Here is a 21,781-nt window from a genome sequence, read left to right as displayed (position 1 = left end):
CCCTAAACTTATTTAACCGCCTATATAGGACATTTCGATTTTGCTTTTCCCTGTGTTCTTCCCTTCTGCCCGCTCATCAGAATAGCGGTCTGTCCTCCGGTTCCAAATCCCCTGGATGACTTCCCGTACCTCTTCATCCGACGCTTCGGAACGGAGCAGCTCCTTCAGGTCGAAGCCCTGGCTTGAGAACAGGCAGGTATAGAATTGTCCGTTTGCCGAAAGCCTTGCCCTTGTACAGGTCGAGCAGAACGATTCACTTACAGATGTTATAAAACCGAACTCAGATCCTCCATCTTTATAACGATACCGCTTGGCCACTTCTCCATAGTAATGGGCCTCTACCGGCTCCGCAGCGTGCCTGGATGTGATCATTTCCAGGATTTCTTTTTTGGTTACGACTGAGTCCAGCTTCCAGCCATTCGTGTTCCCTACATCCATGAACTCGATAAAGCGGAGATTCAAGCCATTCGCCTTACAGTACTCAGCCATCGGCAGGATCTGGCTGTCATTCATCCCCTTTTTTACGACCATATTGATCTTCGGCTCAAGGCCAGCCTGAACTGCTGCCTCAATTCCATCCAATACGGACTGGACTCCCAGTGCCCTGCCGGTGATTTCCTTGAAGAGTTTGTCCTCCAGGCTGTCGAGGCTGACATTTACACGCTGGAGACCGGCCTTTTTCAAGGCTTGGGCCGACTTCTTCAGGTAAATCCCGTTTGTTGTCAGAGCAATATCTTTAATGCCGCTTATTTGAGTCAGCTTCTCAATCAGGCTGGACAGATTTCTTCTTAATAAAGGTTCGCCACCGGTCAGCCTGATCTTCTCAACGCCAAGCCCGGCGAATATCCTTGCTGTCCGTTCAATCTCCTCATATGTAAGGAGCTCCTCCCGCGGCAGGAATTTATAATCGTCACCGAAAATCTCGGCAGGCATGCAATACTGGCAGCGGAGATTGCAGCGGTCCAGGACAGAAATCCTTAAGTCCCGGAGCGGTCTATCGAACGTATCAGCTGCTGCTGAATTCTGGGCCATGTGATTCTCCTCCTCCCCTGATGCTGATTAATCTATATTTTGATGCGATACATTCTGCTCTTCTTGTAAAAATGCATCCCGCGCTTTGGTGGGATGCATATTCTTCGATTGAATTACCGTATGCCCAGGGCAATTTTGGCGTATCTTGACATCATGTCCTTATTCCAGACAGGTGTCCAGACTATGTTCACTTCCGTATTTTTCACCTCTGGTATATCTTCCAGCGCAGTCTTTACCTGGTCTACTATTGTGCCGGCCAGCGGACAGCCCATGGATGTAAGGGTCATGGTAACGGTCGTTTCACCGCTCTCATCCATATCCACATCATAAACCAATCCAAGGTTCACAATATCTATGCCAATTTCGGGGTCAACAACCTGCTCAAGGGCCCCCATTAAATTATCTTTTAAATCTTGATCCACAAAAATCTCTCCTTTAATTTGTTGAACATCCTTATATTTGTCTATATCCCAAATCAGGCCTGTTCATGCGTGTATTTTTTATAGAATCCTTATAAATGGCGCCTGAACCAGTCACGGGTGCCATGCAGGCCTTCCATTGTCACCTTATGTTCAGCCTCTTCGTCCAGGATAAAGGAAATGCTTTCTTTATCGTTTCCATATTGAGGCAGGATTGATTCATAAAATTGATAGGCATCCTCATAGGGGACGACAGGATCTTTTCCTCCATGCCAGAACATAAGAGGTCTTCCGGAAAGCTTCTCGGCCTGGAGTGTCAGGTCATACTCTCCAAGTGTGCTGTATAGCTGATCAAGCTCTGCCTCGCTGAGCGGAATGTCGATGCCCGAGAGCTTCAGATGCTCAATCTGTTTTTTTGCGAACCGCACATAAGCTGGATTCCCCATAAGGCTTACCCCCGCCTTGATCCAGTCATATCGTGCAAGCGCCCCGTGGGTGATGATTCCACCCATTGAAGTGCCTGCAGCACCGATCCGTTCCGGGTCAATCAAACCAAGCTTTTGATAATGGTCCTTTATGGTTTCCATTTCACTGATGGTTTGCAGCACAATTTCCCAGAATGAATATTTCAGCCTGCCGCCGTCTTTACCGGTTGTACGCTCACCGTGGTGGAGTGCATCGGGAAGGATTACACGGAAGCCTTCCTCTGCAAGAAGATAGGCATAATTCAGGTTCTGCTCTTTTGCGCTTGTAATTCCATGGATAAATATAATCAAAGGAAGTTTATCACGCTTTTTGGTGTGTTTAACTATATGCAATACAGGAATATGGTCAATACTTTCCTTGCTGATACCAATCAAGCCGTCTCCTCCTGCTCCAGTCCAGACTTTTCATGTTCATAATACTAACATACATGATTTATCATACAATGGAAAAAGATTTAACTTTAGTCTAGAATCAAATTAACAAAGCCATAGTATTATAAGGGCAATACAGTGTTGAAAGGAAGAGTATATGAAGGAACAGCATTTAATCGTATTAGATCTGGATGGAACATTATTAAAGAATGATAAAACAATCTCTCCCCGCTCTAAAAGCGTACTGAATGGGCTGATGAATCAGGGTCATCAGGTGATGATCGCGACAGGAAGGCCCTTCCGCTCCAGTGAAATGTATTATCATGAAGCCGGGCTGAATACCCCTATTGTCAACTTCAATGGAGCTTTTGTCCACCACCCGCTTGACACAGCCTGGGGAAGTTACCATTCACCCCTGGACATTAAAGTATCCAAAGATATTGTGGAGGCGCTGAGCGGTTTTAAATTTCACAATATCATCGCTGAAGTGCGTGATGATGTCTATTTCCACTATCATGACGAAAAGATGATGGACATCTTTAATATGGGCAAGCCCCGGATCACGACCGGAGACCTGCGGAAATTCCTTGTTGAGCCTCCTACCAGCATGCTGATACATACTGAGGAAGAATTTGTCCATGCCATCAGGGACCATCTTCAGGAAGTGCACGCAGAGGTTATAGAGCACAGGCGCTGGGCAGATCCATTCCATGTGATCGAAATTGTTAAAAAAGGTCTCAACAAGGCAGTGGGAATTCAAAGGGTGGCAAATTACCTGAATATTCCCCGAGAGCGGATCATTGCCTTTGGAGATGAGGATAATGATATTGAAATGATTGAATACGCTGGCTGTGGTGTGGCAATGGGGAATGGAATCGGCGGCCTGAAAGGTATCGCAAATGAAATTACCTTATCCAATGAGGAGGATGGGATTGCTGTCTTCCTGGAGGAATTTTTTAAGGAGAAGAGTGCTTGATTAATGCCCCGTCAAGGGATTTTTTACTGGGTGTAGCCGACCTTTCTGCCGGCTACACTAGGGAAGACACGGATTTCGTGTCCAACACTGCAAAGCGGAGGGGATTCTATTGGGAAAACGCAATAAATCAAGGCGTTTTGTACAGCACGGCAAAGATGTGGTTACACAGCACAGCCTGAAGATCCCTTATCGGATGACCCTTGCAGAGGCAGAAGAGCGGAACTCAGCCCAGCATCAGCTTTGACAATTGATTTTCTTCCGGCTGTACCCAAAAAACGAGCCCGCGTGTATGCGGGGCTCGTTTTTTAATCTTTCCTGAATTGGCCTAGTATGCCGACCGTCTCCACAATATTGGTGAAGGACGCCGGGTCGATTTCATGAATGACTTTTTCCAGGTCATACAGCTCGTATCTTGTTATGACAATCATGATCATATTTTTATCTTGATTGGTGAATGCGCCCCTGGCCGGGATAAGCGTGAGGCCGCGTACAAATTTCGCATATATGGCATTTTTCATTTCATCCGGCTTCTTCGTGATGATCATCACAGTCAGCTTCTCATATCTAGTATGGATGGCATCGACGACCCTTGTGGAAGCATACAGGGCAACCAGGGTATACAATGCTTTTTCCCAGCCATACACATAACCGGCCGTAAGGATGATTAATGCGTTCAAGCTGAATAGATAAGTTCCGATGGGCTTATCCTTCATCCTGGACAGAATCATGGCCACAATATCAAGGCCGCCCGTTGAAGCCCCATATTTCAGGGTAAAACCAATTCCCACAGCTGCAATGACACCTCCAAAAACAGCATTCAGCAGAATATCAGGAGAAACCTCCCTCACCGGGATGGTTTCCAGGAAGATGGTGCTGAAACCGACACTCAACAGACTGTAAAAGGTGAAAAGCTTCCCTACTTTTTTCCACGCAAGAAATGCGACCGGCAGGTTTAATAGAAGCAGCAGGATTCCTGTGGAGATCCCAAAAGGAGCAAAGCTCGCAAGCAGGTTCGACAAGAGCTGTGCAAGACCGGTAAAGCCGCTCGCATAGACTTTAGCCGGAATCAGGAATAAATTCATTGATATAGCGTTAAGCAGTGCCCCCAGAATGACAATGATGATTTTTTTTGTTTCTGCGTAAATCATGGTGAACCCCCAATCTCATTAGAGCAAACATTACTTTGGTTACCCAATAGGAGTGAATCCTATTCTATAGGATTGTTTTTTTGTGTCCGTACAGATACACTATTATTATTAATCCCGCATAGTTTGAAAGAGGTGTTAAAAATAAATGCCGGTACATATAATAGCTGATAGTGCATCGGACTTGCCCTTATCATATTTTGAAGAATTCAACGTAACATTTATTCCCCTAAAAGTCCACCTGGATGGACGGGATTATGAAGATTTGAGAGAGATCAGCCCTGAGGAAGTCTATACAGCCATGAAGGCAGGCAAATCTCCCATGACTTCTCAGCCTTCTCTAGAGCAAGTGATCAAAATTTTCACTGATTTTGCACAGTCCGGAAGAACGGGTGTCTATCTTGCCTTTTCTTCCGAGCTTTCCGGGACATACCAGACAGCCGTGATGGCCCTCAGCCAGGTCAAGGAGGAGTATCCAGACCTGGACTTAGACATCATCGATACCAAATGTGCTTCACTGGGATACGGACTTGTGGTTCGGAATGCCGTTGAACAGGCAGCCAAAGGGGTTGACAAGGCTTCTATCATGATGGATGCCGTGTTCCGCAGCACACATATGGAGCATCTGTTTACGGTGGACAACCTGGAATATCTTGCAAGGGGAGGCAGGATCTCCAAGGCATCCGCATTCTTCGGAGGCCTTTTGAATATCAAGCCCCTGCTTAATGTGGAAGGCGGTAAGCTCATTCCCCTTGAAAAGATCCGCGGTAAGAAGAAACTGCTTAAGCGGGTACTGGAATTGATGGGAGAACGGGGAGAAAGCCTGTCCGCACAGACAGTGGCCATCAGCCATGCAGATGACGAAGAAACCGCCCAGGAATGGAAGGATTCAATTATTGCGGAATTTGGAGTCAGGGATGTAATCATCCATCCCATAGGCGCCACGATCGGCGCCCATGCGGGTCCGGGAACAATTGCCTTGTTCTTCCTGAATGAGCTGCCAAAGTCCGTGGATTAAACTGGAGATGGTATGGGTCAGGGGTGCCAGTTCATGGCACCCTTTCATATTTACATCCCTTTTCTTTCGTAGGAAAAGATTTTTTTCTTTGTTATAATAAAATCAAATATGAGTTTTCTACTCGCAGCCCATTTTTTGAAAGGAACTGGAGCAGAGCAGGAACAAACACACTAAGGCGGTGGAGCGGAGTAAGCGCATGCAGGTATGCCAGTAAGATCCATAATGTGCAGACCCAGCTGCAGTAAGCCTCATGCTGCAGACAGCTCCGCTGCCTTTTCCACAGAAAAAAGCTGGCCATTGGAGGTAAATCATGTCTAAAGAAAGTTCATTTGATGTTGTCTCAAAAGTTGATTTTGCTGAGGTAACAAACGCCGTTACTGCCGCTATGAAAGAAATTAAAACACGATACGATTTCAAAGGAAGCAAAAGTGACATTTCCCTTGAAAAAGAGGAGCTCGTCCTTCTTTCAGATGATGAATTTAAATTAGAGCAGCTGAAGGACGTACTGATCTCTAAGCTAATCAAACGGGGTGTTCCGGTAAGAAACCTGGACTACGGCAAAATAGAGGGAGCTTCCGGCGGAACTGTGCGCCAGAGGGCAAAGTTGATTCAGGGCATTGATAAGGAAAATGCCAAAAAGATCAATACTCTCATTAAAAACAGCGGGCTGAAGGTTAAAAGCCAGATCCAGGATGATCAAATCCGTGTAACCGGAAAAAACCGCGACGATCTGCAGGCAGTCATTGCAGCCATTAAAGGCGCCGACCTGACTGTTGATGTACAATTCCTGAACTACCGCTGATGAAAGAGGGGACTTCCCCTCTTTTTTATTTGGCTGTTTTTGCAAGATTATGGCTTAGGAAAAAAGTCATTTCTGGCTTAAGGCACTCCTCCTCCCTGTACCATTGCTCTTTTTCCTCACAGAACTCCACCATATTCTTAAAACCATCATTTCATCAAAAAAATTGTATATTTTTTCCACGTTTTTTCATCTTCCAATTAGGAAAAAAAATGAAGGACAGTATAATTGGATTGGAGGGATTAGCATGAGTCAAGAACAGCAATCAAACCAGAGTCAGGGATTTCCGCCGCAGCAGCAGGATAAAAGAGGAGAAACGGAAGAGAAGATGACCCCGCGTCCCGATTCGGTCCGTTCTTCCTATCGGGGTTCCGGTAAACTGAAAGGAAAAACGGCCATCGTAACAGGCGGCGACAGCGGGATCGGTAAATCTGCGGCCGTTTATTTTGCCAAAGAAGGCGCAAATGTAGTGATTGCCCATCTGGAGGAGAACACCGATGCAAAGGATACCCGCCAGCTGATTGAGCAGGAAGGCGTGAAATGCCTATTCATCACTGGTGACTTGGGTGACGAGTCCCATTGCCAGCAGGTCATCCAGCAGACCATCGATGAATTCGGAAGCCTGGATATCCTGGTCAACAATGCAGCGGAGCAGCATCCTCAGGAAAGCCTGCTCGATATCACTAAGGATCAGCTGGAAAAAACGTTCAGAACGAATATCTTCAGTATGTTCCACCTGACAAAGGCAGCACTTCCCCACTTGAAAAAAGGGGCAAGCATCATCAATACGGCATCCATAACAGCCTATCAGGGTCATCCTAAGCTAATTGACTATTCATCCACCAAAGGAGCAATCGTTTCATTTACGAGGGCCCTTTCGAATTCCATTTCCAAGGATGGCATCAGGGTCAATGCGGTGGCTCCAGGTCCGATTTGGACACCTTTGATTCCTTCTACATTTGGCGAGGAAGAGGTTGAGAAGTTTGGACAGAATTCTCCAATGGGCCGCGCCGGCCAGCCGGAGGAACTGGCACCTGCTTATGTATATCTGGCCAGTGATGATTCTTCATATGTCAGCGGACAGGTTATCCATGTTAATGGCGGAACAGTCGTCAATGGCTGATTTTCAAATAAATGGAAAAGACTGCCACAGGGCAGCCTTTTCTTTGTATGATCATTCAGTGATCAAATATACACATGTTTCATAAGGCTCTAGCTCAAGAGGCCCTTGAAGCTCAGGACCCCTGTCCTTATAGTTGGATAGCAGCAGCTCTGTTGAACGCCCTGCAAAATCAGGGAAGCCAACTGAGTACTCGCTTTTGCCAAAGTTGCAGACAACAAGTATGGTTTTGCCGTCCAGGGAACGCGTGTAAGCATATACAGCAGGATGGCTTTCGTGCAGCAGCTCATAGTCGCCGTATACCAGCACTTCATGCTTTTTACGGAGTTCGATCATTCTTTTATAGAAATGATAGATGGAATCACTGTCCTGCTTCTGTGCCTCTACATTGATATCCGCATAGTTGGGATTGGATTTCATCCAAGGAATACCCGACGTGAATCCGCCATTCAGCTCCGTATTCCACTGCATAGGCGTCCTGGAATTATCACGCCCATTTTTCCAGATGATTTCCATGATTTCCTCATGCGGGCGGCCTTTTGCTGTTTCAATCCGATAGTAGTTCTTCATGCCAACATCGTCATAATCCGCAATCGAGTCGAACTTCACATTAGTCATGCCGATTTCCTGGCCCTGGTAAATGAAAGGTGTGCCGGACATCAGGAAATAACAGGCTCCAAGCATCTTGGCGCTCTCTTTCCAGTACTCTTCATCATTTCCCCATATCGAGACGCTTCTCGGCTGGTCATGGTTCTCAAAGAACAAGGCGTTCCAGCCCAGATTATATAACCCCTTCTGCCACCGTGTGAGCGTTTCCTTAAGCTGAATGACATCAACGCCTTCATCCGTACCTTTATCCCACAGGCCAAGGTGTTCGAATTGGAAGATCATATTGAACTTACCATTTTCTTCGCCAACCCATTCATCCGCCTGCCCGATTTTAACACCATTGGCCTCCCCGACCGTCATGATGTCATACTTCGCAAAGGTTTCCTGCTTTAATTCTTCAAGGTATTCATGGATGCCTTCCTGATTTGTATGCATATCAAAGGATGAGACATACTCCACTCCCTCTGGATTCGGCATATCAGGGAATCCTTCTCTTTTTTTAATGTGGCTGATTGCGTCCACCCGGAAGCCGTCAATCCCTTTGTCGAGCCACCAGTTGACCATATCATAAAGGGCCCTCTTGACTTGTTCGTTCTCCCAGTTAACATCCGGCTGTTTTTTATCAAAGAGATGGAGATAATACTGATTTGTGCCTTCGTCAAGCTCCCACGCACTGCCCGAGAAGATACTTTCCCAATTATTAGGCCTGCCGCCGTCTTTTCCATCCTTCCAGATATACCAGTCACGCTTTGGATTATCAAGGGAAGACCGGGATTCGATGAACCATGGATGCTCGTCGCTCGTATGATTGATCACAAGGTCCAGAATGACTTTCATGCCGCGTGCGTGGATTTCATGAAGAAGCTCATCAAAGTCCTCCATGGTTCCGAATTCGTCCATGATATCCTGATAATCGCTGATATCATAGCCATTATCGGCGTTTGGCGATTTAAAGGTCGGGCAGATCCAGATCACATCGATACCAAATTCCTTTAAATAATCCAATTTAGATATGATTCCTGGAATATCCCCCACCCCGTCACCATTGCTGTCCATAAAGCTCCGCGGATAAACCTGATAGGCAACCGCTTCTTTCCACCATATCTTTTTCATATATCTGTCCTCCATTTATCGCTGTTTAGGGACGATTCTTTCTCGCTCTCTTCACCATTAAAACAATAAAAGCTGCAAATGCCGCATACACTGCCCCCATTGTGAACAGATACGGATAGTTGAGCCCCGTTTTTTCACCAAGATAATACACTTCTGTTTTTTCCCTATCCAGGATGATACTGAATTCATTTCCCTTTTCTTTCACCAGGTCGCCGCCAAGCAGTCCCCTGAGCTCTCTATCCTTCTGGATCTTTTCTGCCGGGATCCGCGCAGCCTGCGATTTGGAAGAGTTATTGATGGCGACCACAAGGGTCTCATCCTTATAATGGCGTTTAAAAACAGCCAGCCCATCCTTGTCATACAGAACTTCCATATCCCCCCTGGTCAGGGCTTTATGTCCGTTTCTCAACTCCCCAAGCTTCGTCAGATAATCAATGATCTCCTTTTCTGCCTTGAATCCCATCAATCGCCGGTTATCAGGATCATTTCCACCATTCAGTGCAATCTCAGAACCATAATATACGATTGGAATCTGGGGGGCTGTGTACATATAGGAAAGAGCCATCTTCCACCTTGTTCCAGGATTCTGCTTATTGCGGACAATATCCGATGTGAACCTCGGCATATCATGATTATCCATGAATGTCCCCAGCAGTTCGGGATGAGTAAAGGTTTCCTTATTCCTCTTCAGCGATAGAAATGCCCCTGTAAGGCTTCGGTCAGGGCTTGCGAAGATCTTCTTTAAATAGTCATTCTGGGGGAAATCCATGAAGCCGTCGATACCTGCTTTTTCGTATCTTGATATTTTAGCAGGATCATTTTCCCACACCTCGCCCAGAAGGTAAAAATTCTCTTTCTGTGACTTTACTTCCTTAGAGAATTCCTCCCAGAAATCAAGAGGCACATGCCGTACTGTATCGAGGCGGTACCCATCGATATCTGTCTCCTTGATCCACCATTTCGCTGCATCGAGCAGGTATTTGCGGGTCTCGGGGTTTTCCTGGTTGAAGTCGGGCAGGTCATACAGCCAGTTATTCTCGACTTCCTCTTGATCATTCCAGTTTTGGATCGGCTTCTTCTCATGGAACCAGTCCTTTTTCGCCGGGTCGGCGGCAAAAGGATGGCCGGGCCCTGTGTGGTTGACCACAAAGTCAAGGATAATCTTGATATCCCTTTTATGGGCTTCCTTCACCAGCTGCTTGAATTCATCAAGCGTACCAAAATGCTCTTCTGTTTTGTAGAAATCACGGATCCAGTAGCCGTGATAGCCCTTTTCATCATTATCAAATACGGGTGTCAGCCAGATGGCAGTGAACCCCATGTCTTTTATGTAATCGAGCTCTTGAATGACTCCCCTGAAATCCCCGCCATTATAGGCTTTCGGGTCATTGACGTTAACGTTGAAGTCATTTTTGGTGTCGCCATTCTTAAAGCGGTCGACCATGAGGAAATAAATATTTTCATCCCGCCACTCCCTTGCGGTCTCTTTGGATTCTTTAGCTGCCGCTGAAACCGGGAAGCACAGCAGGCATGAAAGTAAAAACAAGATCGCTTTACTTTTCAATTGGATTCTCCCTTTCTACACTCTAATTTGCCTTTATAAGATTAGCCTTTCTAGGCATGGATGGTCAAATCCCGATAAGGGTTAAGATTCTGCACCGGCTGCCGAATCCAAGCAGCCAGAGCTGCCAATATTCAATGAAAACGATTGCACAAACTTTATTATACTATCTCTTTTTCCTATTACAATAGTTTTCAATTACCTTTTATAAATTAATCTCTTGATGAATAAAAATTGATTTGATAACTTGAAAGAATAGAAAACGATTGCATAACAATGATTAGCAAATGGCGCCCGAACTGGGCGCCTGCTTTAGGAGACGACCATGAAAAATAAGAAAAAACTCACTTTATTCGCTTTAACCTGGCCTCTGTTCGTAGAAATTTTCCTCCACATGCTGATGGGCAATATGGATACCCTCATGCTCAGCCAATATTCCGACCACGCCGTCGCAGCTGTGGGGGTAGCCACTCAGCTGTTTTCCATCATCATTATTATGTTCGGCTTTGTTGCGGCCGGGACATCAATTCTGGCTGCCCAATATCTCGGTGCCGGCAGGGAAAAAGAAGCATCAGAGCTTTCAGTTGTTTCGCTTGCAGCAAACCTTCTGTTCGGACTTGTGCTCAGTATCATCATCTCTATATTTTCACAGCCTCTGCTCGGTCTTATGGGCCTGCCGCAGGAACTGCTTGCTGATGCAGAGATTTACTTGAAAATCGTCGGCAGCTTTGCCTTCGTGCAGGCATTGATCATGACGGCCGGTGCAATATTGAGGAGCCGGGGATATACAAGGGACGCTATGCTTGTCACAATCGGCATGAACATCGTCCATTTAATCGGCAACTATATCTTTATCTTCGGACCGCTCGGCCTTCCTGTGCTCGGTGTGGAAGGCACTGCGATATCCACCGTAGTCAGCCGTCTCCTCGGTTTTGCAGCCATCCTTACGCTCCTCATTAAGCGGGTGCCCGGGAAGCTGCCGTTCAAAAGGCTGTTCAGCCTGGATAAAATTTATCTGAAAAACTTATTAAAAATTGGCGTCCCGGCAGCGGGGGAGCATCTATCCTATGAGCTGTCACAGATTGCCATCACTTTTTTCATTGCCCTGCTTGGCACAGCTGCCATAAGCACCAAGGTGTATACCCAGAATCTCATGATGTTCATTTATTTATTTGCAGTGGCCATTGCACAGGGCACCCAGATCCTCATAGGACGGATGACCGGCGGAGGTGAATATGAAAAGGCGTATCACCGCTGTTTGAAAAGCCTGAAGGCTGCGATGCTGATCTCCTTCCTGTGTGCCGTTGTGTTCGCTTTCTTTTCAAACAACCTGCTTGGCCTCTTCACTTCCGATAAAGAGATCCTTGCAACCGGGGCTGTTTTAATCTGGCTGACGGTCATACTTGAACCCGGCCGTACCTTCAATCTTGTCATCATCGGTGCACTAAGGGCGGCAGGAGATGTACGGTTCCCTGTTGTGATCGGAATCCTCTCACAGTGGGGAATCAGCGTCTCGCTTGCCTATCTTTTAGGGATAAAGCTTGAACTCGGTCTCATCGGTGTGTGGATAGCCCTTGCTGCAGATGAGTGGCTGAGAGGGCTCATCATGCTCTGGCGCTGGAAATCCCGCGTCTGGGAGAGAAAAGGCTTTTTCAAGACCGAAGCCGGGGCAGATGATGCTCCTCTTTCCACTTAGGTAGACAAATAGCCGGTGCATATGGCACCGGCTATTTTTTTTGCCTATGATTCTACAATCTGTATTCCACTGTCCTCAAACCAGAAATCAAGCTGGACCAGGTAGGCAAGAAGCTGAGGGCCTGTCATCAGCTGGCCGAACCATGGCGTTTTAAAGGCCGCTCCTCCGGTATGGATGATTTCCTGCAGCCGGCTCGCATTGAAGAGCTCATGAAGGATTGATTCCTTTTTCTTCAGCTTTGTTTTTAACAGCTCCTGTACCCTTGTGGTATATGCCGGGTTATGGGTTTTTGGATATGGACTCTTCTTGCGGTATAGCACCTCCTCAGGCAGCGTCCCCTCCAGAGCCTTTCTCAGAATCCCCTTCTCCCGGTTACCGGCCATTTTCATCTCCCAGGGGATATTCCAGGCATATTCAACAAGTCTGTGGTCTGCAAAAGGCACCCTCACTTCAAGGCTTGCCCCCATGCTCATCCTGTCCTTGCGGTCGAGGAGCGTGGTCATGAACCAGATCATGTTGAGATAGAACAGCTTCCTCCTGTTTGCCGCTTCATTCGTCTCCCCTTCAAGGAGCGGCACTTCTGACAGGGTTTCATCGTATTTCTGCTTCACATAGCGCTCGAGGGAAAGGCGCTCCTGCCAGCGGTCAGACAGAAGTGCCTGCCTTTCCGCAAGCGAGCGCATCCAGGGAAAGCCTTCTGCGCTTATATCTCCTGTCCGGTGGAACCACGGGTAACCGCCAAAGATTTCATCTGCACATTCTCCAGATAAGCCCACTACAAAGTCATTCTTAATTTCCTTACAGAACCAGAGCAGCGAAGAATCTACATCCGCCATGCCGGGCATATCCCTCACCCTGACAGCTTCCTGAAGATAATCTGAAAGGGCATCCTGGGAAATCACATAACTGTGATGACTCGTGTTGAAGGCTTCTGACATTCTCTTGATCCACGGGCCATCCGAGTTAGGCTGGTAGGCATTTGCCTTGAAATACTTTTCATTGTCCTCATAATCAATCGAGTAAGTATGAAGCGGCCCTTTTCCCTGCTCTTCCAGGTGCCTGGCGGCTATGGCTGTTATCGCACTTGAATCCACACCGCCCGAAAGGAATGTGCAGAGCGGGACATCAGAAACCAGCTGCCTGGTGACGGCATCCCGGAGTAAAAAGCCTACCGTATCGGCCGTTTCATCCAGGCTGTCCCTATGTTCCATGCTGCTCACATTCCAATATCTCCATATTTTGAGCCCGTTTCTTGAGAGTGTCAGGGCATGAGCCGGACGCAATTCCCTGACTCCCCTGATGATTCCCGATCCTGGTGTACGGGATGGTCCCAGCCCGAGTATTTCCGAAAGGCCTTCCCGATCCACTTCCGCCTTGATCTCAGGATGCGCCAGCAGGGCCTTGGTTTCTGAGGCAAATAAAAAACCGCCTCCCTTTTCGGCGTAGAACAACGGTTTTACCCCAAGCCGGTCCCTAGCGATGAACAATTTTTCCTCTTTCTCATCCCAGACTGCAAAAGCAAAGATTCCATTAAAAAATTCCACGCACTTTTCCTGCCATTCTATATAGGAGGCAAGCAATACTTCTGTATCAGAATGGCCATGAAACGAATATCCTTTTATGAGGAGTTCTTTCCTTAAGTCCTCTGTATTATAAAGCTCGCCATTATAACACAGAGTATAGCGGCTGCCATTCCTATCCTTTGTCATAGGCTGTCCTCCGCCGGCTGGATCGACAACGGTGAGGCGCCTGTGCCCGAAGCTTGCATGTGTATCAGCCCAGACATTGTGATCATCCGGCCCTCGCCTTTTCAGAGTGCTGGTCATCTTTTCAACAATATCCATTTCGTTCTTTAGATTTTTTTGATAATGAATCCATCCTGTTATCCCGCACATATCATTCAGCTTCCTTTCGTAAAAGCAGCTCCTGCTATGATTCAGGTACCGCCTTTCCCTTGTCAGGGCATGCTAAGTTTCTTTCCACTCCGAGGCTGCGCCTCCCGCTGGTACGGCAAGCCTGACGGCGGGAGGCAGACTGAATTTTCAAGACTGCCAATACAGTTAAGATAGACTATGCAAAATAGGCAGGATGGTTAATTGTCCCGAATCAGAAAAAATATACTGTTATAAATTAGGCTGATTATGTCAAAAAAGTAGGTGAGGCATCCATTTTGGAGGTAGATCATGAATCAACAGCACCGTTCTAAACTCATATCCATACAATCCAGGGCATTCACCGAGGGCGTTGTGGAATTTATTAACCAGCAATGGGTCTTCTTTGACGATGAGACCGATGAGGCCGCATCCCTGGATGATTTTCTGCATCATGATATAGAAATCTACAGGGGAAATAGATGGAGAAAGGGAGTCCTTGAAGAAAACGGCCTTATTAAGCTGAGCAAGGATACCGCCTATTTATACAATGAAGAAAAGGTACGCATCAGGAAGAATATGATTTATTCCTTTGAACGGCTTCTCGAGGAGCTGAACGATGATGCTTTTTTTCAATTTGTCACCACTCTGAATTCCCTGGATTTTTCTATTTATGATTGTATATACAGCTATAATCAGCTGACTTTTCTTAAGGAGAAAAAACTGCAGTCAGGCGTGAATTTCATCATTTTTGATAACGGAGAAGGAATTTGCTCTGTCCAGCATCACTTCCGCTATTTAAAGCAGGAACATGACCGGTTTGAATTCACCATCAATTCCGGGAAAAGGATCGTGATTGAAAAGCTGCACTCGAACCCTGCCTGATGATTTATGCGGAATGTCCGGCCGAAAGTTTACGTCTGTACGAAAAAAGAAGCCTTGTCCCGGCTGTACGGGAACAAGGCTTCCATTTTTTTATTGAACGGTATTCCTCAGCGTTCCGAGGCCCCCGATAGTGATTTCAACCTGATCGCCCGATTTCAGGAATCTGGGCGGATTGAATCCCTTCCCTACTCCTGCCGGTGTACCAGTGGCTATGATATCTCCCGCTTCCAGTGTCATTCCTTTAGAGATAACCTCGATGATTTCTTCTATTGTAAAAATGAAGTGTTCTGTGCTGGATTTCTGACGGGTTTCACCGTTCACCTTTGTTTCAATGGAAAGACTTCCGGGGTTTGTCAGGTGTTTCTTTGGTTTGATGAACGGTCCCATTGGACAGGTCCCGTCAAGGCTTTTTCCCAGGAAAAATTGCTTATGACGCGCCTGCAGATCCCTCGCCGTGACATCATTCAGGATCGTGTAGCCAAACACATGATTAAAGGCCTCGTCCCTTGAGATTCCCTTCCCGGTTTTGCCGATTATGACAGCAAGCTCTCCTTCGTAATCAAGCGCCTCGGTAACACCTTCATGACTCGGAATTCTCCGTTCCGGGCCGATCACTGTCGTCGGAGCCTTAGAAAAGAGCATCACATGTTCAGGGATGTCTTCCTCGCTGCCCATTTCAATAGCATGCTCAGCATAATTCTTGCCCACACAAAAAATGTTTTTACGCGGCCGCGGAATCGGGGCTGCAAGCTCTGCATGATCATGGTTTATCCATAATTCGTCCACGCCGCCAGCTGCTCCTTTTTCTAATTCTTCAAGCAGCCGGGTGAACTCCGGTTCCATCTCGATAAGTTCAAGCATCGTATCAGGAACATCGCTGTTAAATAACAGCCTTCCTGCGGCTCCAAGCGGAAGATAGTTCCCTGTTTCCTGGTCAGCCAGCACCGCAAGCTCCCTGCCCTGGAATTTTATCGTTGCCAAGTTCATAAAATTTCCTCCTTATCTTCTGCAAAGGTTTAAAAAATGATGAGTCTGTTTCCTATTTTCAAAGATGAATACTTTCTTTCCCTTCAGCTGTGAAAGTGTTTCCCTGATAACAGGAGCTTTATCTCTCCTGTAAAGTACAATCCATTTTAGGAATTCAGCATCCAGTTTTTCAGGACAGCCTTCGCCCATATCGGGTCTCGTGCTGCCATGGTACTTGATGCGCCGGCTCACTGCTCCGTATAAACAGGTGAGAGTAGAATAATCGAGGAAGATGACCGTATCAGCTTCCTTCAGCCTGATATCCATCGTACTCCCATAGTTGCCATCCATGATCCAGCTGTTTTCAGACATTACATCCCTGAGGGCCGCCTTCCATTCTTCCCTCTCGGTCGGCACCCAGCCCTTCTTCCAGAAGAGGGAATCCAAATGATAGACGGAAATCCCCAGTTTGTCACCAAGCTCCCTGGCAAATGTGGACTTCCCAGCCCCGCCGCATCCAATAATCATTATTTTTTTCATGAAGATTCTCCTGAGTTTAATCTTTTCATCTGAGGACGCTGCCCGTAAGTGCCATATCTCCATATATATTCCACCGGCCCAAGCTGGAAGCGCCTAAGCCAAAGCCAGGATCCTGCAAGCTGGGCCCCATAGATAAAAAGGGCAAGCAGAGTACCCTCCGCAAGAGTGAGCGAGCCATATGCCCCAAATCCATATGAATAAAAGAAGAATGTACACAAAATGGACTGCAGCAGATAATTGCTGATGGACATCCGTCCCACGGCAGCCGCCGGCGACAGGATATACCTCACCTTTTCATTCTGGAGCAGGAGTGCGAACCCGGCAGCATATCCAATCGATAACAGAGGGCCGCCTATGCTGTCCTGCAAAAACAGGGTCAGGTAATTATATTCTGTATAGTAAGGCAGCCATTTTACAGCCATCGCAATCAGGAGGGTTATGGCACTGATTCTTGATAGCAGTTTGCGGTGTGACGGAACATCCGCAAGCCAGCCCCGCTTGGCAAATCCTGCTCCTAAAAGGAACATGGGGAAAATGGAAAAGAACAAAATAGGGGAATATGCGAAATTATTCACCTTATACCACTCCCTGAACCGCTCGCTGAAAATTTCCTTGAATGTTCCGTCCCGATAAATTTCCATTGTCTCTTGAAGTTCGTATGTATCATTCACTGGCCCGCCGGACTCCGGGGAAGCAAGGGCTGCAAACAGGAACAGCAAAGAAAGGACCGCCGTAAAAATGATGCCTGACCAGGCCCCGATTGAGATCAGCTTCTTTCCGCTCCATTTCAGGCAGTATATCAGCAGCACCCCGAATACGGCATAAGTAATCAGAATATCGCCATGCCAGACTAAAAAGGCGTGAATGCAGCCAAACAGCCATAATATCAGGAGCCTTCTTAAAAACAGCTTTGGAAATGAAATCCTCTTCCGAAGTGCACTTTCCTTAAGCAGGACTGCCCCAAAGCCGAACAAAAATGCAAATAAAGGGTAAAAGCTCGCCTGGGCAAACACATCTATAAGGATGTACACCGCGGCATCCAGCTTTCCTGACCACCAGGAGAGGGGGTCTTCTGCGCCGGGTGAATGAAAATACGGCATATTTACCAGGAATATTCCAAGTATGGCAATTCCCCTGATAATATCTATTGAAACTATCCGCTGATTACTTTTTATGCAAAAACCCTCCCTTCTTGTCTTTCTTCCTTATTTTAGCGAATTTTCTGGAATTGATGAACCCCTTTTTGCAGCATGCCGCAATGAATTAACCCTGTTTGGCACATTGTTCCCTCATGGGCATAGTATAAAGTAGAATTTTAAATAAAGGATGAAAGCCTATGCCCGCCATAGTAGGAGCCCTCCAGGTCCTTTCAATCGGTGACAGCGGCGTTCTGAACATCGGTGATGTATATAAAATCGCCCCATTCTCATTTTCCAAGACCTTTGCAGGTGCCGGCTCCTTTAATACTGGCGATAAAATCTCCATAAACAACCAGGTCAGCTCCACTAATACCTTTGATTCTGATGGTGTCGATCAGGCTATATTCGCGAATTTCTAAAAAGGCACTTTGCCGGTAAGGAGTGATTGTATGGCACTCACATACAATATTCAGCAGTCGATTCACATCAATATGATTCGAATAGACGGAATGAGCCAATCCTCTGTTTTTCAAATAGGAAGTACAGGAGTCATGAAATCCTTGGCGACCCAGTCAAACACCGGCGGCTTTACAGCAGCTGCACCGGAGGCCGTCCCGCTTGTGCCGGCTGCTCCTTCCAGATAAATGTGGGCATTCACCCATTTTAATTTCCGGCATAGCCTATGGTAAACACTTGCCGAAGAAGAGGTGAACTGCCCTGGAGACAGATATGCGCAATTATTTCATGCAGCTGCAAGGTTATCTCGAGTATCAGGACAAGAGAATCAGGGAGCTCGAATCCGCCCTTCAGTCACTGTCTGAGGAAGTCATGAAGATGAAGGAAAAGCCGGCCGTGAATGTGGAGCGGATAGAATATCGCTTTGACCAGCTTAAGGTCGAGACGCTGGATGGCACCCTGAATATTGGCCTTAACCCAAATGAACTGCAAAATATGGATGAATTCAAGGTGAACACACAGGATATAAATTCCCCTTACCTTTTTCCAGAAAGGGACGCTGTGATCGATAATATCCGCAATAATCTCGAAGTCTATATGAATACAGAACTGGCAGAAAACCTGTCAAGGGCCGGGGCTGATAAGGGGCTGATGGATCCCTCTTATATCGATATGCTGAAGGATGACATCCGCGGCCAGCTTCCGCAGAGGATCAGTCAATATCTGGATGCCGCACCGCCGCAGGAGAGGTCACAGGATCAGCTCCCTCAGCTTGTTTCAAAAATCACTGAAAGATTAAAGGGAGACATAGCCCAGGCCCTCTTTGCGATATTAAATGGCCCGCCAGCCAAACAATAGGAGGCAGTCATATGATTTTCAATGTAGTCAATAAAGATATATCTGTCGGGGAGATCAGGGTGACGGCGATCGCCAGCTCCTCCCTCCTGCTTATCGGGGATGCAAGGACCATCCAGATGGCATCCGCCCTCGATACACCGCCTGAAACTGTCACATTCTCGCCGCTGGTCCCGTTCTCCCCAAGGGGATAACTTATGTTTCAGAGAAGAATTTCCCAGCTTGACCGTCTGAATATCAATACACTTATCTTCAGTTCCACTGTAGAAATCGGGGATTCTACACTCATTGACGCAACCAACTTCGTTTATGCCGTCCAAAGAGAAGCCGAATACTTTTCAGGAAAAGAGGGCAGCTTCAATGAACCATTATTTATTGAAAAAATGGAGCATCCCCAGATAACTGAAGATGTCATCATGAATTATGAATCCATCAACCCTTTCATCAAAGTCGGCCTTATCGATATAATCGGGGACACTGCCGCCTCAATCGTGCATATTGGCAGCACGTGTGATGTACGCCTGCTTTCAAAAATTAAAAATGTACGGGACCTTATCCCGGAAAGACCGCGTCCCAGGGGATCCCGCTGGCCTCTCACTCCCCTGGCAAAGCAGCAAACATAAATTGATTTATTCAAAAGTCTCAATAAGAAAGGGGGCTTGCAGATGCCTTCAATAGTAGGCCCAGTGCAGATCACGAGCATCAACTCGGGCGGCATCCTCCATTTTGGAGATGCTGTCGTCATTTCACCCAAAGAAGCCACCAAATCAGCCAACGGTTCCGGCTCAGGAAATATAGGTCTCTTTGTATTAACCAACAATCTGTTAAACGGCAACAATATCCTGGATACCAAGCTAGTCGACCAGCCAATCCTGGGCAATAATTAAGGTTTTCATAGCAAGAGCCTGTCAATCAGGCACTTGCTTTTTTGTTATTTTCTGTCAGCATGAAAAAGAAGTCCTTCTTTTTTTCCGGATTTTGAAACCATTTCCTGCCCTCAAACGACTAATTTACAGCTGAAGGGGGAGAACCATTTGGGAGAATTACAAATGCTTATAGAAGACATATATGAAAAGCATTTTGACGATGTATACCATTATCTTCTTTATTTTACAAACAGCAGGGCAGAAAGTGAGGACCTGGCTCAGGAAACCTTCATCAAAGTCATGGAGCATTATCCATCCTTCAGAGGGAATTCCTCCCTGAAAACATGGATCCTGGCAATAGCCAGGCGGACAGCCATTGATTCTTACCGGAAAAAGAAGCTGGTATCTTTGGTGCCCGGGCTGCCCGCAAGCCTCCAAAAAAGCCCGGATTACATACCGGAGGAATACACTGACCACAGCTCTGACTGGATGATCCTTCAGAAGGCCCTGGGAAGGCTGAAGCCCAATTACCGTAATGTTGTCATCCTGAGGGGGTTGAAGGAATATTCCGTACGCGATACTGCTTCCATTTTAGGCTGGAAAGAATCCAAGGTGAAAGTGGACTATCACCGTGCCCTTAAACAGCTGCAAAAATTTCTGGGCAAAACAAATGAAGGAGTGGTGATTTTGAATGAACAAGAAAATTAATGATGATTTCCTGGAGCCTCTGCGTACAAGACCAGGTCTCAGTGCAGACAGACATTTTAGACGTCATTTGAAATACACTCTGCTATCTTCTTCAGTTGAACAGGGACAAACCCGGAAGCACCTCCACTGGCTTCCAAACCTGCTGACAGCCGTGGTCCTGCTCGCCGGCCTTTTTATCGGCTCAGAAGTCTTCCTGAAGGAAAAGGCAGCCACAGAGCACGAGAAACCCGCTCAAGACTCGGCAGCCACAAAAGAACTCTCAGAAAAAACCGCAGAAAAAACCCTTGTCGCTGCCTATCGGCATATGGCTGATTTAAATGACAGCGGAAAGCAAGATAATGGCGGAGGCAGTACTTTCCAGCAAAACGGGGCGCAGTACAGATTTTTAAGCCGGCCATTCAACAGCCGGGAAAAAATTCTTTCATATCTTGAAGAAGTATTTACAAAAAAAAGAGCCCTTGAAATGTATGAACAGCACGGCTTCTTCAAAAAAGACGGCCGGATGGCACAGCCAGATTCCTTTAAAACCCCTGCCCTTCTTTGGGAAGGATCCAAGGTAATAGAAATCACGCCGCACGGGAATGAAGGATGGATAGCCGCCTATGAAATTCCATCCGTTTCAGAGGGCAAAGAATTTGAGCAGGTGGATATTACCCTGCACTATGATAACGGCTGGAAAGTGAATGCCGTTCTGCAATTCTGGAATGAAGCCGCCAGCAGGAATGATGGCCGGGCGGAATCCGTGGATCCAGCGCCTTTCATCCTCACCCAGAAAGAGAAAGAAGCCTACTCCGCCTTTTCCAAGGATCTGGACGAAGAGCATCTCCGCTTCCTGGATCCGATCAGCATCGCACGCCTCTATGGCCAGTCTATCCTTGACGAGAGACGTGATCTTACATATGCGCTCTATACCGATAGAGAGGGCTTTGTGCAATGGAGCTGGGAGGAGCATAAGAATTTCCCTGAAACAAAACAGGATAAAAACAAGACCCGCAGCGATTACGCCTCGCTATCAGAAGGTGAATTCATACGGACCGGTGATTATCAGGGCTTTATCAGATATCAAACACCGGACGGTGAAATGGGCTTTCAGATGGTCAGGGATGAAGATGGCATCTGGAATGCCTCCTTCACCCCCATTCAGTGATCA

Annotated in this window: 25 protein-coding genes; 15 read left to right on the top strand and 10 right to left on the bottom strand. The window is 46.9% G+C overall.

The window, feature by feature from the left end; all coding sequences use genetic code 11:
* Positions 1 to 12: 12 nt before the first annotated feature.
* From moaA to yjfP, 3 genes are all read right to left on the bottom strand, one after another.
* Positions 13 to 1,032 carry a GTP 3',8-cyclase MoaA gene (gene moaA, locus V1501_RS05325; RefSeq protein WP_409291793.1) on the bottom strand — a complete coding sequence of 340 codons (1,020 nt, stop codon included), beginning with the start codon at positions 1,030 to 1,032 and terminating at the stop codon, positions 13 to 15.
* A 113-nt stretch (positions 1,033 to 1,145) separates the two neighbouring features.
* On the bottom strand, positions 1,146 to 1,454 hold the full coding sequence (locus V1501_RS05320) for a metal-sulfur cluster assembly factor (RefSeq protein ID WP_409291792.1): 309 nt from the start codon (positions 1,452 to 1,454) through the stop codon (positions 1,146 to 1,148).
* An 89-nt stretch (positions 1,455 to 1,543) separates the two neighbouring features.
* Complete coding sequence (gene yjfP, locus V1501_RS05315; RefSeq protein ID WP_409291791.1) at positions 1,544 to 2,311, bottom strand: esterase; 768 nt, start codon at positions 2,309 to 2,311, stop codon at positions 1,544 to 1,546.
* Between the two features lie 154 nt (positions 2,312 to 2,465).
* Here yjfP and V1501_RS05310 point away from each other — a divergent pair, with 154 nt between their 5' ends.
* Together V1501_RS05310 and V1501_RS05305 are read left to right on the top strand one after the other, a co-directional pair.
* Positions 2,466 to 3,284, top strand: coding sequence for a Cof-type HAD-IIB family hydrolase (locus V1501_RS05310; protein ID WP_409291790.1), 819 nt, complete (start codon positions 2,466 to 2,468; stop codon positions 3,282 to 3,284).
* A 109-nt stretch (positions 3,285 to 3,393) separates the two neighbouring features.
* Positions 3,394 to 3,528 carry a competence protein gene (locus V1501_RS05305; RefSeq protein ID WP_409291789.1) on the top strand — a complete coding sequence of 45 codons (135 nt, stop codon included), beginning with the start codon at positions 3,394 to 3,396 and terminating at the stop codon, positions 3,526 to 3,528.
* Between the two features lie 61 nt (positions 3,529 to 3,589).
* On the opposite strand, the gene V1501_RS05300 is transcribed toward V1501_RS05305, so the two are convergent.
* The gene (locus V1501_RS05300) at positions 3,590 to 4,432 is read right to left on the bottom strand and encodes a YitT family protein (protein ID WP_409291788.1); all 843 of its coding nucleotides are present in this window, start codon (positions 4,430 to 4,432) and stop codon (positions 3,590 to 3,592) included.
* Positions 4,433 to 4,577: 145 nt separating this feature from the next.
* On the opposite strand from V1501_RS05300, the gene V1501_RS05295 reads away from it, so the two are divergent.
* The 3 genes from V1501_RS05295 to V1501_RS05285 all read left to right on the top strand — a co-directional run bounded on the left by V1501_RS05295 (position 4,578) and on the right by V1501_RS05285 (position 7,369).
* The gene (locus V1501_RS05295; RefSeq protein ID WP_409291787.1) at positions 4,578 to 5,447 is read left to right on the top strand and encodes a DegV family protein; all 870 of its coding nucleotides are present in this window, start codon (positions 4,578 to 4,580) and stop codon (positions 5,445 to 5,447) included.
* A gap of 310 nt (positions 5,448 to 5,757) precedes the next feature.
* Entirely contained in the window at positions 5,758 to 6,249 is a 492-nt protein-coding gene (locus V1501_RS05290; RefSeq protein ID WP_409291786.1) for a YajQ family cyclic di-GMP-binding protein, read from the top strand.
* A gap of 244 nt (positions 6,250 to 6,493) precedes the next feature.
* Positions 6,494 to 7,369, top strand: a complete 876-nt coding sequence (locus V1501_RS05285; RefSeq protein ID WP_409291785.1) for an SDR family oxidoreductase — start codon at positions 6,494 to 6,496, stop codon at positions 7,367 to 7,369.
* 51 nt (positions 7,370 to 7,420) lie between these two features.
* Here the strand turns inward: V1501_RS05285 and V1501_RS05280 are convergent, their stop codons facing one another.
* Positions 7,421 to 9,088, bottom strand: coding sequence for a glycoside hydrolase family 13 protein (locus tag V1501_RS05280; protein WP_409291784.1), 1,668 nt, complete (start codon positions 9,086 to 9,088; stop codon positions 7,421 to 7,423).
* A 25-nt stretch (positions 9,089 to 9,113) separates the two neighbouring features.
* On the bottom strand, positions 9,114 to 10,652 hold the full coding sequence (locus V1501_RS05275; protein ID WP_409291783.1) for an alpha-amylase family glycosyl hydrolase: 1,539 nt from the start codon (positions 10,650 to 10,652) through the stop codon (positions 9,114 to 9,116).
* 322 nt (positions 10,653 to 10,974) lie between these two features.
* On the opposite strand from V1501_RS05275, the gene V1501_RS05270 reads away from it, so the two are divergent.
* Positions 10,975 to 12,345, top strand: a complete 1,371-nt coding sequence (locus tag V1501_RS05270; RefSeq protein WP_409291782.1) for an MATE family efflux transporter — start codon at positions 10,975 to 10,977, stop codon at positions 12,343 to 12,345.
* A 44-nt stretch (positions 12,346 to 12,389) separates the two neighbouring features.
* On the opposite strand, the gene asnB is transcribed toward V1501_RS05270, so the two are convergent.
* On the bottom strand, positions 12,390 to 14,240 hold the full coding sequence (gene asnB / locus V1501_RS05265; RefSeq protein ID WP_409291781.1) for an asparagine synthase (glutamine-hydrolyzing): 1,851 nt from the start codon (positions 14,238 to 14,240) through the stop codon (positions 12,390 to 12,392).
* 288 nt (positions 14,241 to 14,528) lie between these two features.
* Here asnB and V1501_RS05260 point away from each other — a divergent pair, with 288 nt between their 5' ends.
* Positions 14,529 to 15,101 carry a DUF2777 domain-containing protein gene (locus tag V1501_RS05260; RefSeq protein ID WP_409291780.1) on the top strand — a complete coding sequence of 191 codons (573 nt, stop codon included), beginning with the start codon at positions 14,529 to 14,531 and terminating at the stop codon, positions 15,099 to 15,101.
* 90 nt (positions 15,102 to 15,191) lie between these two features.
* Here V1501_RS05260 and V1501_RS05255 read toward each other — a convergent pair whose 3' ends face one another.
* Genes V1501_RS05255 through V1501_RS05245 form a run of 3 tightly spaced genes read right to left on the bottom strand, consistent with a single transcriptional unit; the run spans position 15,192 to position 17,707 of the window.
* The gene (locus V1501_RS05255; protein WP_409291779.1) at positions 15,192 to 16,088 is read right to left on the bottom strand and encodes a fumarylacetoacetate hydrolase family protein; all 897 of its coding nucleotides are present in this window, start codon (positions 16,086 to 16,088) and stop codon (positions 15,192 to 15,194) included.
* A gap of 12 nt (positions 16,089 to 16,100) precedes the next feature.
* A complete protein-coding gene (locus tag V1501_RS05250) occupies positions 16,101 to 16,607 on the bottom strand; it encodes a DNA topology modulation protein (RefSeq protein WP_409291778.1) in 507 nt (168 codons plus the stop codon).
* Positions 16,604 to 17,707 (bottom strand): DUF418 domain-containing protein, encoded by a 1,104-nt coding sequence (locus V1501_RS05245; protein WP_409291777.1) that lies wholly within the window; start codon positions 17,705 to 17,707, stop codon positions 16,604 to 16,606. The genes V1501_RS05250 and V1501_RS05245 overlap by 4 nt, the downstream gene beginning before the upstream one ends.
* A 236-nt stretch (positions 17,708 to 17,943) precedes the next feature.
* On the opposite strand from V1501_RS05245, the gene V1501_RS05240 reads away from it, so the two are divergent.
* The 8 genes from V1501_RS05240 (at position 17,944) to V1501_RS05205 (ending at position 21,778) form a co-directional block, all read left to right on the top strand.
* Positions 17,944 to 18,165, top strand: a complete 222-nt coding sequence (locus V1501_RS05240; protein WP_409291776.1) for a spore germination protein — start codon at positions 17,944 to 17,946, stop codon at positions 18,163 to 18,165.
* Between the two features lie 30 nt (positions 18,166 to 18,195).
* Positions 18,196 to 18,390, top strand: a complete 195-nt coding sequence (locus tag V1501_RS05235) for a spore germination protein GerPB (protein ID WP_409291775.1) — start codon at positions 18,196 to 18,198, stop codon at positions 18,388 to 18,390.
* A gap of 85 nt (positions 18,391 to 18,475) precedes the next feature.
* Positions 18,476 to 19,060 (top strand): spore germination protein GerPC, encoded by a 585-nt coding sequence (gerPC, locus tag V1501_RS05230; protein ID WP_409291774.1) that lies wholly within the window; start codon positions 18,476 to 18,478, stop codon positions 19,058 to 19,060.
* A gap of 11 nt (positions 19,061 to 19,071) precedes the next feature.
* On the top strand, positions 19,072 to 19,251 hold the full coding sequence (locus tag V1501_RS05225) for a spore gernimation protein GerPD (protein ID WP_409291773.1): 180 nt from the start codon (positions 19,072 to 19,074) through the stop codon (positions 19,249 to 19,251).
* Positions 19,252 to 19,254: 3 nt separating this feature from the next.
* Positions 19,255 to 19,680: a spore germination protein GerPE gene (locus tag V1501_RS05220; RefSeq protein ID WP_409291772.1), complete on the top strand. Its 426-nt coding sequence runs from the start codon at positions 19,255 to 19,257 to the stop codon at positions 19,678 to 19,680.
* Positions 19,681 to 19,722: 42 nt separating this feature from the next.
* Entirely contained in the window at positions 19,723 to 19,944 is a 222-nt protein-coding gene (locus V1501_RS05215; RefSeq protein ID WP_409291771.1) for a spore germination protein, read from the top strand.
* 147 nt (positions 19,945 to 20,091) lie between these two features.
* Entirely contained in the window at positions 20,092 to 20,631 is a 540-nt protein-coding gene (locus tag V1501_RS05210; RefSeq protein ID WP_409291770.1) for an RNA polymerase sigma factor, read from the top strand.
* Positions 20,615 to 21,778, top strand: coding sequence for a DL-endopeptidase inhibitor IseA family protein (locus V1501_RS05205; protein WP_409291769.1), 1,164 nt, complete (start codon positions 20,615 to 20,617; stop codon positions 21,776 to 21,778). Before V1501_RS05210 ends, V1501_RS05205 begins: the two co-directional genes overlap by 17 nt.
* Positions 21,779 to 21,781 lie beyond the last annotated feature (3 nt).

Source organism: Paraperibacillus esterisolvens (genome assembly GCF_046237625.1).
Lineage (GTDB): Bacteria > Bacillota > Bacilli > Bacillales > DSM-1321 > Paraperibacillus > Paraperibacillus esterisolvens.
The sequence above is the reverse complement of the archived record's forward strand: the minus strand, read 5'-3'. Positions and strand labels throughout refer to the sequence as shown.